General features: G+C 59.5%; 12 protein-coding genes. 9 read left to right on the top strand and 3 right to left on the bottom strand.

Features of this window, described 5'->3' with window-relative positions; all coding sequences use genetic code 11:
* Nucleotides 1–30 precede the first annotated feature (30 nt).
* Nucleotides 31–1,983 carry a transglycosylase SLT domain-containing protein gene (locus tag AB1S50_RS02210; protein ID WP_367148747.1) on the bottom strand — a complete coding sequence of 651 codons (1,953 nt, stop codon included), beginning with the start codon at nt 1,981–1,983 and terminating at the stop codon, nt 31–33.
* Between the two features lie 488 nt (nt 1,984–2,471).
* Here AB1S50_RS02210 and AB1S50_RS02205 point away from each other — a divergent pair, with 488 nt between their 5' ends.
* Entirely contained in the window at nt 2,472–4,346 is a 1,875-nt protein-coding gene (locus AB1S50_RS02205) for an ATP-binding cassette domain-containing protein (RefSeq protein ID WP_367148746.1), read from the top strand.
* A 22-nt stretch (nt 4,347–4,368) separates the two neighbouring features.
* On the opposite strand, the gene AB1S50_RS02200 is transcribed toward AB1S50_RS02205, so the two are convergent.
* The gene (locus tag AB1S50_RS02200) at nt 4,369–4,821 is read right to left on the bottom strand and encodes a universal stress protein (RefSeq protein WP_367148745.1); all 453 of its coding nucleotides are present in this window, start codon (nt 4,819–4,821) and stop codon (nt 4,369–4,371) included.
* A gap of 136 nt (nt 4,822–4,957) precedes the next feature.
* Here AB1S50_RS02200 and AB1S50_RS02195 point away from each other — a divergent pair, with 136 nt between their 5' ends.
* The 4 genes from AB1S50_RS02195 to AB1S50_RS02180 all read left to right on the top strand — a co-directional run bounded on the left by AB1S50_RS02195 (nt 4,958) and on the right by AB1S50_RS02180 (nt 9,379).
* Nucleotides 4,958–5,479, top strand: a complete 522-nt coding sequence (locus AB1S50_RS02195) for a hypothetical protein (protein WP_367148744.1) — start codon at nt 4,958–4,960, stop codon at nt 5,477–5,479.
* Nucleotides 5,480–5,836: 357 nt separating this feature from the next.
* On the top strand, nt 5,837–8,527 hold the full coding sequence (topA, locus tag AB1S50_RS02190) for a type I DNA topoisomerase (protein ID WP_367148743.1): 2,691 nt from the start codon (nt 5,837–5,839) through the stop codon (nt 8,525–8,527).
* The gene (locus tag AB1S50_RS02185) at nt 8,524–9,012 is read left to right on the top strand and encodes a DUF6586 family protein (protein ID WP_367148742.1); all 489 of its coding nucleotides are present in this window, start codon (nt 8,524–8,526) and stop codon (nt 9,010–9,012) included. Before topA ends, AB1S50_RS02185 begins: the two co-directional genes overlap by 4 nt.
* Before the next feature lie 112 nt (nt 9,013–9,124).
* Nucleotides 9,125–9,379 (top strand): hypothetical protein, encoded by a 255-nt coding sequence (locus AB1S50_RS02180; protein WP_367148741.1) that lies wholly within the window; start codon nt 9,125–9,127, stop codon nt 9,377–9,379.
* Between the two features lie 85 nt (nt 9,380–9,464).
* On the opposite strand, the gene lexA is transcribed toward AB1S50_RS02180, so the two are convergent.
* A complete protein-coding gene (gene lexA / locus AB1S50_RS02175; protein WP_367148740.1) occupies nt 9,465–10,070 on the bottom strand; it encodes a transcriptional repressor LexA in 606 nt (201 codons plus the stop codon).
* 164 nt (nt 10,071–10,234) lie between these two features.
* On the opposite strand from lexA, the gene AB1S50_RS02170 reads away from it, so the two are divergent.
* From AB1S50_RS02170 to AB1S50_RS02155, 4 genes are all read left to right on the top strand, one after another.
* Entirely contained in the window at nt 10,235–10,873 is a 639-nt protein-coding gene (locus AB1S50_RS02170) for an LOG family protein (RefSeq protein ID WP_367148739.1), read from the top strand.
* Nucleotides 10,874–11,373: 500 nt separating this feature from the next.
* Complete coding sequence (locus AB1S50_RS02165; RefSeq protein ID WP_367148738.1) at nt 11,374–12,000, top strand: TetR/AcrR family transcriptional regulator; 627 nt, start codon at nt 11,374–11,376, stop codon at nt 11,998–12,000.
* 21 nt (nt 12,001–12,021) lie between these two features.
* On the top strand, nt 12,022–13,053 hold the full coding sequence (gene nagZ, locus AB1S50_RS02160) for a beta-N-acetylhexosaminidase (protein WP_367148737.1): 1,032 nt from the start codon (nt 12,022–12,024) through the stop codon (nt 13,051–13,053).
* A gap of 161 nt (nt 13,054–13,214) precedes the next feature.
* Nucleotides 13,215–14,303 carry a mechanosensitive ion channel family protein gene (locus AB1S50_RS02155; RefSeq protein ID WP_367148846.1) on the top strand — a complete coding sequence of 363 codons (1,089 nt, stop codon included), beginning with the start codon at nt 13,215–13,217 and terminating at the stop codon, nt 14,301–14,303.
* Nucleotides 14,304–14,599 lie beyond the last annotated feature (296 nt).

Raw genomic sequence — 14,599 nt, 5'->3', positions numbered from 1 at the left:
GCCCTGGCCTCAAACCTCGTGCGAAAAAAGTCAGAGTTTGGCCGCCGCCTCATGGTCCCGTACCAGCGGTTGCGCAGCGCCGCTACGGTAGGCGTAAATCACCGTATAGGCGAGTACGTTTTGTACGTACTTTCGCGTTTCCTGAAAGGGAATTGTCTCGATCCAGACGTCGTAGGGCAGTCGGTGTTGGGTCTCACGCAACCAGCGGGCTACCCGCGCCGGCCCCGCGTTGTAAGCTGCGGTTGCAAGAATGCGGTTGTTGTCAAAGCGGTGGAGCAGGCTGCCGAGGTAGAAGCTGCCCAACGCGATGTTGGTGCTCGGGCTCAGCAGATCCCAACTGCGCCTGTAGGGTACGCCGGCGCGCCGGGCCGTGTCGCGGGCGGTTGACGGCAGCAGCTGCATCAGCCCGAGGGCTCCGGCGGAGGACTTGGCGTCGCGGCTGAAGTGACTTTCCTGTCGTGCCACCGCATAAATCAGGTTGGGATCCAGTGGCGACTTTTTGCTGACTTCACCGACTATGTCGGCAAAGGCAAGGGGAAAACGGAGTTCCAGGTCGTCCAGGTAATCGGCGGCGAGTACGGACTGGATCGATTTGTGGTACCAGCCCCAGGTGCTGGCCACTTTACCGGCCGCCAGCAACTCCTGTGGTGACATGTTTCGCGTGGCGTATTCCCATTCCCGGCGGGCGTGGTAAAACTCGCCGATGGCCTGCAGTTCCCGCGCGCGAAGCAGGGCTGGGCGCCGTGCCATTTCTGCGACCTGGACCGGTGTCACGGGCACGGGCCGGTCGATAAAACGGTAGTTGTTGCCGATGGCATCGGCGGCCAGGAATCCGTAGTAACTGCGCTCGGCGGCAGCTTTCTGGTAAAGGTGTTTAGCCACCTCCGCGCCGCGCTGGCCGTACAGTTCCCTTACTGCCCGCGCCTTCCAGTAAAGCCAGCGTTCCTGTTCCTGGGTCTCCTGTGGCAGTCGGTCTATCCAGAAATTGACCTGTTCCCAGTCCAACCGGCGCAGCGCCTGCCGCGCGAGCCAAGTGGTGGTGCGGGCATCGGCAATATCGTCATGGCGCTGCATGAACTGCTGCAGGCCCTGCAGATCCTCCTGCTGTGCGTAGCGCAGGGCCAGGTCGCGTAGCAAATCGTTGCGTTCGGCAGCGGAGAAAAGGAAGCTGGCTTCATAGCGCCCCCAGGCCCGGTCGGCCTGCTCGGCGTCGGTGCGCGCCAGGCGGTGCAACCCCAACAGCACTATGTCCCTGTCCTCCGGCTGACCGGTGCTGAACCGCTGGTAGTCCAGCAGCAGTTCCGGCTGCCGGTGTACCTGGCGCATAAGCTGCGCCCTGGCACCTTGGGCACTGTCCATGCGGCGCGCGATGAACGCCGCCAGCTCCAGATTCTTCTCTTCCACTGCCAGCTTGTGACGCTTCCAGTTGAGTGCGGGGGTCAGCCCACCGTCGGCGATCCAGCGGGCGAACACCGGATCGCACTCCTCAGTCTGTGAGTGACCTACCATCCATAATTCCTGCACCAGGCCGTAGGCCTGGTCCTTGTCCCCGTGTCGCGCCAGGGCATCGGCGTAATAGCATTGCAGTGAGGCACGCTTGACAGTGTCGGGTTGGTAGTATTTAAGATAGGCGCGGAAGCGCTTGCGCGCACCCAGCTCGCGGAGAAGGCGTACCCGCATCCAGTCACCGATAGCGGTATCGCGGTTGTCGGTCAGGAACGTATCTATCTCCGCCAGCGGAAGGCGGTGAATACGCCGGGTGATGGACCAATAATCCAGGTAGGGGCGCAATGGGTAATCTTGAAGTTGTGCCCTGAGCTTGCGGTAACTGCCCTGATCGCCACCGGCAATGGCTGCACGGGCCGCTGCGAGTTGCTCGCGCTGTGTCGCCGCAGTTCCCGTCTCCGATGGAGCGGCGTCACTGTGTGCAGCAGCGACCATCAGCAGATAAAGCAGCGCAATTCTATGACTACCTGAAAACATCCAAACCACCTGATCAAAAAGCGCTCACTGGTGAATTTATCAGAACCCTGCGGGTAATTCTGCGTAAAATATCCCTCTTTACACTTGATCCGGTGGCTTGTCCCCTGTTGCCGGACCAGTCACCGGCGGCGGGCCATGCCCTAAGGCCGAATATTGAAACAGTATTTTTCAACAGTCTGCTGCCCCGGACAGAGGTGTTCGGGGGACAAAGCAAGCGTCTAACTGCTTGATTTGTAGGCAGATATGGGCCGCAAAACTGGCTTGGGGAAAGCCGGGCAAGGTTGTTTCGACAACCTGATAGAGTTTAGCAGGCCGCTGCAAAAGACTTGGCCAGCAGCTGGTGGCCCGGACAGGGGTGTCCGGGCCGCAAATCAAGTGTGTGACTGTTTGCTCTGTCGTTGAGGCTTTGCGGACATGGGCCGCAAACCCGGGCTGAAAAAAGCCAGGGGAGGCTTTTCCAATAACCTGTTAGTTTTTTAGTTGTTGTTATGTTGCTTCAGCTCGATAGTGTCGACCTGCGTTATGGAACCCAGGTGCTCGCCGACTGCGCCAGCGCAAAGATAGAGCGCGGGGACCGTATTTGCCTGGTTGGTCGCAATGGTGAGGGAAAGTCCAGCCTGTTGCGCCTGATAGGGGGCGGAATTGACGCGGATGGAGGCGAGGTGATCTACAGCACCGGCCTGGTGGTGGGGACCCTGGAGCAGGAGCTGCCCTCTGGTTGTCGCGACACTGTGTATCGACACGTGGCCGCTGGACTGGGGGAAGTCGGCCTCCGGCTGGCGGACTACCGCGACCGGCCGTGTGAGGAGTTGCAGGCCCGGATTGAACGGGCTCACGGCTGGGAGTTGCTGGCGCAAATCGACAGTGTCATGGACCGGCTGGGTCTCGAGTCCGGTGCCCTGGTGGGCGACTTGTCCGGTGGCTGGCAGCGACGCGCAGCACTGGCCAGAGCGCTGGTGGCGGCACCGGATCTGTTGATACTGGACGAGCCCACCAACCACCTGGATATCGCTGCGGTGGAATGGCTGGAGGAATTCCTGGCGGGCTTTCGCGGCGCCCTGTTATTCGTCACCCACGATCGCGCTCTGGCTCAGCGGCTCGCACACAGTGTGTGGGACCTGGACCGGGGTCAATTGCGGGTGTTCCGGTGTCAGTTTGATCAATACCAGAAACAGAAGGAGGCGCTGCTGGAGGAGGAGGCGCGCAGCCAGGCACTGTTTGATAAAAAACTGGCGCGGGAAGAGGACTGGATCCGGCGCGGTATCAAGGCGCGGCGGACACGCAATCAGGGCCGGGTGCGCGCACTGCAGGAGCTGCGCCGCCAGAGAGAGGCTCGTCGCGGCGCCCAGGGTTCCGCCAAGCTGGTACTGGATGCGGGCGAGCGGTCCGGCAAACTGGTAGCGGAGCTGACCAGAGTCAATTTTTCATACGGGGGCTCTGAGCCCATTATCCGGGACTTGTCGCTGACGCTGTTGCGGGGCGAAAAGGTCGGCCTGATCGGCCCCAATGGCGCCGGCAAGAGCACCCTGATCAAGCTGCTGTTAGGGCAGTTGCAGCCGGATAGCGGACAGGTCCGGCTGGGTACCCGCCAGCATGTGGCCTATTTTGACCAGCGCCGCGACCAGCTGAATCCGGGGCTCTCGGTACTGGATAATATCGCCGAGGGGAGGGAGTCGATTTCCATCGGTGGTCGGGACCGGCATGTGATGTCCTACCTGGCCGATTTCCTTTTTTCCGGCGTCAAGGCGCGCACCAGAGTGGAAGCCCTGAGTGGTGGCGAGCGCAACCGGGCACTGTTGGCCAAGTTGTTCAGCCAGCCGGCCAATATTCTGGTGCTGGACGAGCCCACCAACGATCTGGACGTCGAAACCCTGGAACTGCTGGAGCAGCTGCTGCTGGATTTTGCCGGCACTGTTTTGCTGGTCAGCCACGACCGGGCTTTTCTCGACAATGTGGTGGGTTCCTGCCTGGCTTTCGAGGGCGATGGGCGAGTGCGCGAGTATGTGGGTGGCTACGCCGATTTCATCCGCCAGGGCGGCTGTTTCGGGGCCTGGCGGGACCCGGTGCCAAAGGCCGGTAGCACAAAAGCCCAGCCGGCCCGCGAGAGCGGCGCTGGGATTTCCGGGGCCCGGGCAAAAAAGAAAAAGCTCAGCTACAAACTGCAGCGTGAGCTGGACGCGCTGCCGGGGCAGATTGAACAGTTGGAAGAGGAACTGGCTGCCCTGGAGGCTGAGGTGGGCGCGGCGGATTTTTACAGCCGCGAGCCCGCTGTCATCGACCAGCGGTTAAAGCGGTATGCGCAGCTGCAGTCGCAGTTGGACGCCGCCTTTGATCGCTGGGCGGAACTGGATTCGCACCAGTAGACGGAAGTGCGGATATTCGCCGTTACTTTTTATCCGCCTCGGCACTGTGCACCCTCACTGCCAGCACATCGCAACCGGCGCCGTGCAGCACGCCGTTGGCGGTCGAGCCGAGCAGCAGTGCCAGGCCGTGGCGGCCGTGACTGCCAATTACGATCAGATCAGAGGCAAATTCGTCTGCCAGCCTGTGGATCTCGGTGGCCGGCTGCCCCAATACCACCCGCTGGCGCTCCGCCGGCACACTCAATGACTGTGCGGCTTTGTGCAGTTGTTCCCGGGCCTGGGTCTGCAGCTGCTCCTGCACTTCCGACAGGTCCATGGGAATGTCGCCGCCATAGGCGAAGGTAAGGGGTTCGATCACGTGGACAAGGCTGATCTCAGCACCGGATGCCTTGCCGATTTCTGACGCTTTCTGCAGAACCTGGGCAGATTCTTCGGATAGGTCCAGTCCCACGAGTATACGTTGATAGCTGGCCATTGCTGCATAGCTCCTTTTGGGTTCTTTTGCGGTGGCACTGTGGCCCCACCAGAGTCTACTGTAAAAAAAACTTGTTGACATGAATAGCGCCGTTTCGCGCACAATGGGCGCCCTTTGACACCGGCACGGAGAGGCCATGGCCAGCTGGCTGCCCCTGATTATCGTCCTGTTTGCCCTTGTCCTGGTGGTTGGGCCGGTGATGTGGATCAAGCCCAGCCGTCGCGACCGCGATCTCGCGGCTTTGCGTCAGCGCGCAGCCAAAGCCGGTATGACGGTGCAGATGATGCCGCTTCCGGCAGCTCTGGGAGAGGGGTCCGCCGCGGTCTATTTCGGCCGTTGGGAGGATAGTCGCCGATTGCAAACGGACTGGGTGCTGGAGTTGCAGCGGGTCTCCCACGCGATGCATTTCGCCGGCAGGTGGGACTGGCGCAACGGGCGCGCTGCGCCGCAGAGCGCCCGAGCCGCACTGGTTGAAATGCTCGGGGTGCTGCCGGAGGACGCCTGTGCGGTGGTGGCCAGCCGCGGGGGCCTGGGGGTGCAGTGGCGGGAAAGCAGCGGCGATCCGGGCCTGGCAGCGCTGGAAGCCGCACTGGGTCGCTTTCGACCGCTGATTGAACAGGCCATCCGGTTGCCACCGGGTCGGCCCGATGCGGCATGAGGCGCCTGGCGGGCAGTTGAAAACGTATTTTTCAACTCCACGCTGTCCCGAACCGGGATGTTCGGGCCGCAAATCAAGCGTGTAGCTGCTTGATTTGTCATGGACGGTTTGCGGACATGCGCCGTAAACCCGGGTTGAGGAAAGCCAGGAAAGCCAGGAAAGGCTTTTTTAACAACCTGCGAGGGGCCCTGCGGGGCCGGATTATCGTCGCTCCGGCGACCACGGACGCCGCCACTGGCCGAATGGGAATGCAGCTGTTTGCTTGACCAAGTCGGGGACGGGGCTTATATATTCCTGCAGCACTGTGTAGAAAGTCTGCAGGTGTAGTAAATTTTTTTTTAGCTAAATCAAGTGCTTATGGGTAAATCACTGGTTATCGTCGAGTCTCCTGCCAAAGCGAAAACAATCAACAAATACCTCGGCAAGGACTTTGTAGTGAAGTCCAGTGTCGGTCATATTCGCGATCTGCCCACTGGCGGTGGCAACAAGCAGCCCGTGGATGCCAAGGAGCGGGCCCGGCGGTCAGCCGAGACGCGCAAATTGTCGCCGGAACAGAAAGAAATTCATCGGCGCAAGAAAAGCCGCGAGCAGTTGATCAAGCGCATGGGCATAGATCCGGATCACAACTGGAAAGCCCATTACGAGATACTGCCGGGCAAGGAAAAGGTGGTCAGCGAACTGCGCAAGCTGGCACAGGACGCCGATTACATTTATCTGGCTACGGATTTGGATCGCGAGGGGGAGGCTATCGCCTGGCACCTGCGTGAGGCCATTGGCGGGGGCGGTGAACGCTACCGGCGGGTGGTGTTCAACGAGATCACCAAATCGGCGATTCAGGAAGCCTTTAAAGATCCGGGGCGGCTCAACATCGACCGGGTCAATGCCCAGCAGGCGCGCCGTTTTCTGGACCGCATTGTCGGCTATATGGTATCGCCGCTGCTGTGGGAGAAGGTTGCCCGAGGCCTCTCTGCCGGGCGGGTGCAGTCGGTAGCAGTGCGCCTGGTGGTGGAGCGGGAACGGGAAATCCGCGCTTTTATCCCGGAGGAATACTGGACGCTGTTCGCCGATACGCAAACCCGCAAGACAGAACCACTGCGGCTGGAAGTCAAACGCCAGGGCGGGGAAGCTTTCCGCCCCGTTAACGAATCCCAGGCCAGCGCTGCGATCAAGGCGCTGCAGGGATCGGAATTCAGGGTTACCGCCCGGGACGACAAACCCACTCAGTCGAAACCCACCGCACCTTTCATCACCTCCACCCTGCAGCAGGCGGCGAGCAACCGCCTCGGCTTCAGCGTCAAAAAGACTATGACACTGGCTCAGCGGCTTTACGAGGCGGGCCATATTACCTACATGCGTACCGACTCCACCAACCTCAGTGGTGAGGCCGTGGAATCGGCGCGGGCGTTTATCGGCGAGCAGTATGGGGACAAGTACCTGCCGGAAGTGCCCAACAGCTACAGCAGCAAGGAGGGCGCCCAGGAGGCACACGAGGCGATCCGGCCCTCGGATGTCCGGATGCAACCGGCAATGCTCGCGGGTGTGGAGCGTGACGCTGGAAGGCTGTATCACCTGATCTGGAGCCAGTTTGTCGCCTGTCAGATGACGCCGGCACAGTTCACTTCCACCTCAGTGGTGGTGGGTGCCGGGGAGTTTGAGCTGCGCGCCCGCGGGCGGGTGATCCGGTTTGATGGCTTTCTGAGAGTGGCGCCGTCGATCGGTAAGAAAGAAGAGGATCTGGTGCTGCCGGATGTGAAGGTGGGGGAGCAGCTGTCCCTGAAGAAACTGGACCCCAAACAGCACTTCACCAAGCCGCCGGCACGCTACAGCGAGGCGACACTGGTCAAAGAATTGGAAAAGCGCGGTATCGGTCGCCCCTCCACCTATGCCTCTATCATCTCCACCATTCAGGACCGCGGTTATGTCCGCCTGGAGAGCCGGCGTTTTTACGCCGAAAAAATGGGTGATATTGTCACGGATCGCCTAGGGGAGAGTTTTACCAACCTGATGGATTACGGCTTTACCGCCAACCTAGAGGAGTCCCTGGACGCAGTGGCCGACGGGCACAGGGGCTGGAAGGATCTGCTGGATGCGTTTTATGCGGATTTTTCCCAGCGGCTGGAGAAGGCCCAGGCGGCAGACGGGGGAATGCGCCGCAATACGCCCACGGACACAGATATCGAATGTAGCAAGTGTGGCCGCCCCATGCAGATTCGCACCGGTTCTACCGGTGTGTTTTTGGGCTGCTCGGGTTACGCTCTGCCGCCCAAGGAGCGCTGTACCAACACCATGAACCTGGTGTCGGGCGATGAGGCTGTGGATGCGGATCAGGACGATGAGGCGGAGTCCCGTCAGTTGCGGGAAAAGCGCCGCTGTCCCAAATGCGGTACCGCAATGGACAGTTACCTGGTGGACGAACACCGCAAACTGCACATCTGTGGTAACAACCCGGATTGCAGTGGCTTCGAGGTGGAGCAGGGCACTTTTAAAATCAAAGGCTACGACGGCCCGGTGATAGAGTGCGATAAATGCGGCAGCGACATGCAGCTGAAGCCGGGTCGCTTTGGCAAGTATTTTGCGTGCACCAACGAGAACTGTAAAAACACCCGCAAGCTGCTCAAGAGCGGGCAGCCGGCGCCGCCAAAAATGGACCCGGTACCCATGCCCGAGCTGGCGTGCGCAAAAGTGGACGACCATTATATTTTGCGCGATGGCGCATCGGGACTGTTCCTGGCCGCCAGCCAGTTCCCGCGCAAGCGCGAGACCCGGGCACCTTTGGTCAAGGAACTGCTGCCACACCAGAGCGAGATAGATCCCAAGTACAGTTTTCTCTTTTCCGCACCCACTGAAGACGATCAGGGACGCGATACGGTAGTGCGCTTTAGCCGCAAGACCCAGGAGCAGTATGTGCAGTCCGAGGAGGACGGCAAGGCGACGGGCTGGCGAGCTTTTTATCGCGACGGCCGGTGGCAGGCGGAGGCCGGTAGCAAGAGTCCGGCGGCAAAGCGCAAGCCGGCGGCCAAGAGGAAATCGGCCTCCCGTTCCGGATGAGCAATCCCTATACCGGCACTGTAACCTCGGCGCTGCGCAAGAGCGAGCTGCTGTTGGCGGGGCGGCCGGCCCAGGGGTTGCAGGCCGCGGCACTGCGGGAGGCGGCACTGATGCAGCTGTGGAGGGCATACCTGGCTTATCTGGCAGAGCTGTCGTTTCAATTGCAGCTGGGCCTGGAGCCTCAATCCGCCGCAGAGCTGCAGCAGCGCCTGCAAGCCAGCGCTAAAGCCAGTGGGGAAGTGGCTGAGCTTATCGCCCTGGAGGAGGATCCCTGCAGCTGGTTGTCCCAGCTGTTGGCCTGCTGGCGGTTGCTGTGGCGCCCGGGGAAGGCTAACGCCGGGGCGCAGGTGGGTGTTGATCTTATTTCCACCGGTAATCGTGCGACGGCCAATCCCGAATCACTGAACGACGTTAGGTTGCGGGCCTGGCACCTGGCGTTGCAAGAGCTGGTACAGAGGCACCGGGCCCATACCGAGGAGTGGTAACTCCGCCGTCCGCTTTCCATCCCCAGAGTCTTTACACGGATCTGTCGTGAACGACTGCCCCCCCGTATGTTACACTGCCCCACAAGATGCCGTGTCAAAAGGGGAGAATTGCATGTCCTCCGAAACGTTTGAAATCATTGAGCTGGCCAATGGCGATATAGCGCTGCGCCGCGCCGGCCACAGGGAGGACCCGCTGGTGCGCATTCACTTTTCGGAGGAGAGTCTGCACTTTTTGCGCGAGCACAAAATCATCATTGCGCGCGCAATGCTGGAAGCGGGTATCGAGGCGGTGCAGAATATCGGCGATTCGGATGTGGACTTTATCGATGAAGAGGAAGTGGAGCCGGTCAACCACACCATCCATTGAGGGTGAACAATACCCGTCAGTACGGCATCCCGGCTAGGGAGCGCAAGGCAAGGGTGGGCGGACAGGCCGCCTCCACTTGTAAAGCTCAGGGGCTCTGTCGTATCACGCCTACAGCCAACCCTTCGATGGCAAAATTTTTGTCCCGCATGTCCACCTGGATCACGTCAAAATCCTCGTTCTCCGGCAGTAGCTGGACCATTGCCTGATTGCCTTTGCGCCGAAATCGCTTGACGGTCACCTCGTCCTCAATGCGCGCCACCACTATCTGGCCATTGCGTACCTGGTCAGTGCGCTGCACCGCCAGCAGATCGCCGTCCAAAATCCCCGCGCCGCGCATACTCATGCCGTGGACCCGCAGCAGATAGTCCGCCGGGGGGTGGAAAAAGTCTGAAGGCAATTCGCAGTAATCCTCGATGTTCTCCTCCGCCAGAATGGGATTGCCGGCTGCCACCCGGCCCACAACCGGCAAGCCTGGCTGGTAGTCGGGAATGCGGATTCCGCGCGAAGCACCGGCCACCATCTCGATAGCCCCCTTGCGCGCCAACGCTTTGAGGTGCTCCTCCGCCGCATTGGGGGAGCGAAAACCCAGTTCCTGGGCGATTTCAGCGCGGGTTGGGGGGTATCCGGTCTCGTCCAGATAGGACTTGATCAATTCCAGTACTTGCGCCTGACGGGCAGTGAGGTTGGTCATGTGATCACCTGTCGTGTTTCTGTATTTATATACAGTTGCTGTGATTATATACAGATTTGCCTGCTGCGCAATGTTTGGCGCCCGACGGCTAACTGCTGCTAAAGTGGAACGGGACAGGTTGTAAAATTTGCGTTTAATTGCGCGACAAGAAAGGAACTATAACAATGCTTGATGCGAAAATGCCCGAAGCGTGGCGCGTTCTGCGCATCCAATCGGAACTGGTGGACGGGATCGAGCGGCTGATTGCTCTGAACGGCGCCGTGACTGTTTTCGGTGGGGCGAGATTTACCGAGGATAGTGCTGAGTACCAACAGGCTGTCAGGTTGGGAGAATTGCTGGCCGCGGAGGGAGTACCGGTGATTACCGGTGGTGGGCCGGGTTTGATGGAAGCGTGTAATCGCGGCGCCTACCCCCAGAAGGGCAAGTCTATCGGTTTGAATATTGAACTGCCGTTTGAACAGTTACCAAACCCCTATCAGGATATCAGCCTGAATTTTCGCTACTTTTTTGTACGTAAATTTATGTTTGTTAAACACGCCGTTGGCTTTGTCGGCATGCCCGGGGGTTATGGAACTCTGGATGAGCTGTTCGAGGCATTGACCCTGGTACAGACGCAGAAGGTGCGGCGCTTTCCGATTGTGCTGGTAGGTAAAAGTTACTGGTCGGGACTGCGGGACTGGCTGGTGGACACGGTGCTGGAGCGCCACTGCATCGATGCCACTGACCTGGATCTGTTCAGAACTGTGGATACAGTGGATGAGGCCGCGGAGCTGATTCTCCATTATATTCGCGAGCGGGAATAGCAGTTCCCCACCAAGTGCCAGCGATCCATTGGTTGGCGGCGGGCCGCCAGCTGAGGGCGGAATTTGTCCGAAAAGCCACGGATGTTATAGCGGCAGCTCCAGTTGGTTTGTGACCTCGGCGGATATTGCATGCTGCCATTTGCGTGCACGGTTTCAGGCCCGGTGATGGCAGGTTCTGGTAGTGCACCTGTCCAGCCTTCAGAGCCCCTGTTCCTGTCCTGGCTTCCTGTGAGGCTCTTTCTATCCCGACTGCCCCTAACAGCTTGTTGAAAAGACCCTCCCTGGCTTTCCGCAACCCTGGTTTGCGACGCAGGTCCGCAAGCCCTCCACTACAAATCAAGCAGTTACATACTCGATTCGCGACCCGAACATCCCTGTTCGGGACAGCAGGCTGCGGGTGTTGATATTACTGCCCGGCGCCGCTAGTGGCCACAGGGTGGGCGGGTTATGCTAATCTGCATCAGAACCGAACAACTGTTTTAATTGGTGGTTTGAATTTCATGAGCCAGCCGGACACCGTTACCCGAATTCTGGATGCGGCAGAAGTGTTGTTCGCCGAAAGAGGCTTTACCGAGACTTCTCTGCGCACCATTACCAGCACTGCGGGGGTAAACCTCGCGGCGGTCAATTATCATTTCGGTTCCAAAAAGGAATTGATTCAGGCGGTTTTTGAGCGGTTTCTCACGCCTTTCACCACAACCTTGGCGGATGAGCTGGACCGCCGCGCCGCACTGGAACAGCCGCTGCACCTGGAGGGGCTGCTGGAGAGCCTCTACCGGGTCGGCCTGGGCAGCCTGGCCGCCGAGGGTCGCGATCCGCAGCGCTTTATGCGTCTGCTGGGACTTGCCTACACCCAGTATCAGGGGCATCTGCGCCGTTTTATCGTTTCCAGGTACGGTGACAGCTACCGGCGATTCGCCGGCCTGCTGGCCCGGGCGCTGCCGGAGCTGGATCCGGTGACTATCTACTGGCGGCTCTATTTCATGCTGGGTGCGACTATTTTCACACTTTCGAGCTTTGATGCCATCGAGGCTATTCTGAGGGAGGACTTTGGTGCTGAGAGCAGCCTGGGAGAGACACTGGAGCGGCTGGTGCCCTCCGCATCTGCGATGTTGCGCGCCGAGTAAAACCAACTGGGAGCCCTTTGTATGAGCGCAGTGATCGGGCCGGTGATGGCCGATATCGGTGGTACCTACCTGTTGCCGGAGGACCGGGAACTGCTGGCCAACCCACTGGTAGGAGGGCTCATATTCTTCGCCCGCAACTTCAGCGACCGGGAACAGTTGCAGCAGCTGGTGGGTGACATCCGCGCTGAGCGGCCGGATATCCTGCTGGCCGTGGATCAGGAGGGGGGCAGGGTTCAGCGGTTTCGCGGTGACTTTACCCGTATCCCCTCCATGCAGGTTTTGAGCGCGCGTGCGGATCCCGATCAACTTAGGGACGCCGGCTGGCTGATGGCGTCGGAGCTGCTGGCGGTGGGGGTGGATTTCAGCTTTGCACCGGTACTGGACGCCGATGATCAACACTGCAAAATCGTCGGCGACCGCAGTTTTGCTGCGGATCCGGCCAAAGTCACCGAGCGGGTGCGGCCCTTCATGGAAGGCATGCACCAGGCCGGCATGGCCACAACCGGCAAACACTTCCCCGGCCACGGCCATGTGCTGGAGGACAGCCACGAAGAACTGCCGCGGGACCAGCGGACGCTTGCACAGGTCATGGCTTCCGATGCACTACCCTTTATCGAGTGTATTCGCGCGGGTGAGTTGGATGCGGTGATGCCCGCGCATATCCACTACGTGCAGGTGGACGACCGGCCGGTGGGCTTTTCCCCCTTCTGGCTGCAAAAAATCGTACGCACGGAGCTGGCCTTTAATGGGGTTATTTTCAGTGATGACCTGTCCATGGAGGGTGCCGGAATGGCGGGAACTTACGGGGACCGTATCCGGGCGGCGCTGACCGCCGGCTGTGACATGGGGTTGGTGTGCAATAGCCGCGCGGGTACACTGGAAGCACTGGCAGCGCTGCGGAATTTCGTCCCCATCCCTGAATCGGGCGCACGCCTCGCGCGCATGCGCGCAAAAACAAAAATAGGCTCCTGGGAGGAGCTTGCCGAGAGCGACCGCTGGCGGCGGACCAAATCCTGGCTGGAATCGATTGAACCCCTGGCTGCCGGCGTTTAGTTGCGGGCCGGGCACAGGACCGGTGCGAGGCCGTACAGGTTGTTGTGTGTGAATGCCAAAATTTTAATGACGGCGAACCAGTGAATACAGAAATTACCCATTGAATTGTCGGATTAATAACAGTTGTTTATCGGGAGTAGGCAGTGGAATCGGCGCAGCAAATGATATTGTCCTGGATCGGGGACAATCGACTGTGGATAGTGGCAACCTTCATAATTGTATTGGGGACCGCACTAGGGGCCTGGTTTTGTACCGGCTTCGTGCGACGCCTGCATCGGCGTGCGGAGAAAACCGCTAATCCCTGGGACGACGCGCTGGTAGCGGCTCTCAATCCGCCGGCAATGGTACTCATCTGGCTGCTGGGCCTGACCCTGGCGGCGGGGCGGGCCGGCAGTGCTACCGGGGCAGAGATATTTTCCCTGGTGGTGCCGGTGCGGCAGATCGGACTGATCCTGGTGTTGACCTGGTTCGCATTGCGGTTTGCACGCAATGTGGAGGCCAATTTACGCAACCCCCAGTACATGAGCAAACCGATGGACGCGACCACTGTGCGCGCCATGGGCAAGCTGGTACGGGTCTCCATCCTGATTACCTCGGCCCTGGTGTTGATGCAGTACCTGGGTTACAGCATCAGCGGTGTGCTGGCATTTGGTGGTATTGGTGGGCTCGCAGTCGGATTTGCCGCGAAAGATTTGCTGGCCAACTTTTTTGGCGGCCTGATGGTTTACCTGGACCGGCCGTTTGCGGTGGGAGACTGGGTGCGCTCGCCGGACAAGGAGATCGAGGGGACAGTGGAGGATATCGGCTGGCGCCTCACCCGGATAAGGACTTTTGACAAGCGACCACTGTATATTCCGAACTCGATATTCAACCAGATTGCGGTTGAAAATCCCTCCCGTATGCTGAATCGTCGAATTTTTGAAACCATCGGTGTCCGCTATGAAGATGCGGGGCAATTGTCAGCTATCGTTACCGATGTGAAGGCGATGTTACAGGAACACCCCGAAATCGACAGCAACCAGACGTTGATCGTCAACTTTAATTCCTTTGCGCCGTCGTCGCTGGATTTTTTTATTTACTGTTTCACCAGGACCACGGAATGGGTGCGCTTCCACGAAATCAAGCAGGATATTCTGCTTACGGTATTACGGATAATTGAAGGGCATGGCGCCTCCTGCGCTTTCCCAACCTCCACCGTGCATATCGCGGAAGTCCCCGAAGGGCTCAGAGATACCACTGCGAAGGGATGAGGCGTAGCGCGAGCGAGCACTGTGTCGCGAAAAGCATATTTTGACAGTTTATGTGGGATTGACCCGCCCCCAGAGACAAATCATTGCGTATTTCCTTGGAAATGGCGAAATAATTTTATCGGCAAATCTGGACACTGGCATCGTTTTATCTAAGAATCAGACAGCCGCATCGAGACTGACTTGGTGGGCAGTATAAGTGCGGTGACGGGCTCGCTACCCGTGGCCGGAATTGGGGTGGCGTTTGCCCCTGTTTTCCGTAGGGGTTTAGTGGTAAGCGCAATAAAAATAATGAGGTT

This window comes from Microbulbifer discodermiae (assembly GCF_040742695.1).
GTDB lineage: Bacteria > Pseudomonadota > Gammaproteobacteria > Pseudomonadales > Cellvibrionaceae > Microbulbifer.
Note: the sequence above shows the minus strand (reverse complement) of the source record. Positions and strands in the feature narration are given on the sequence as shown.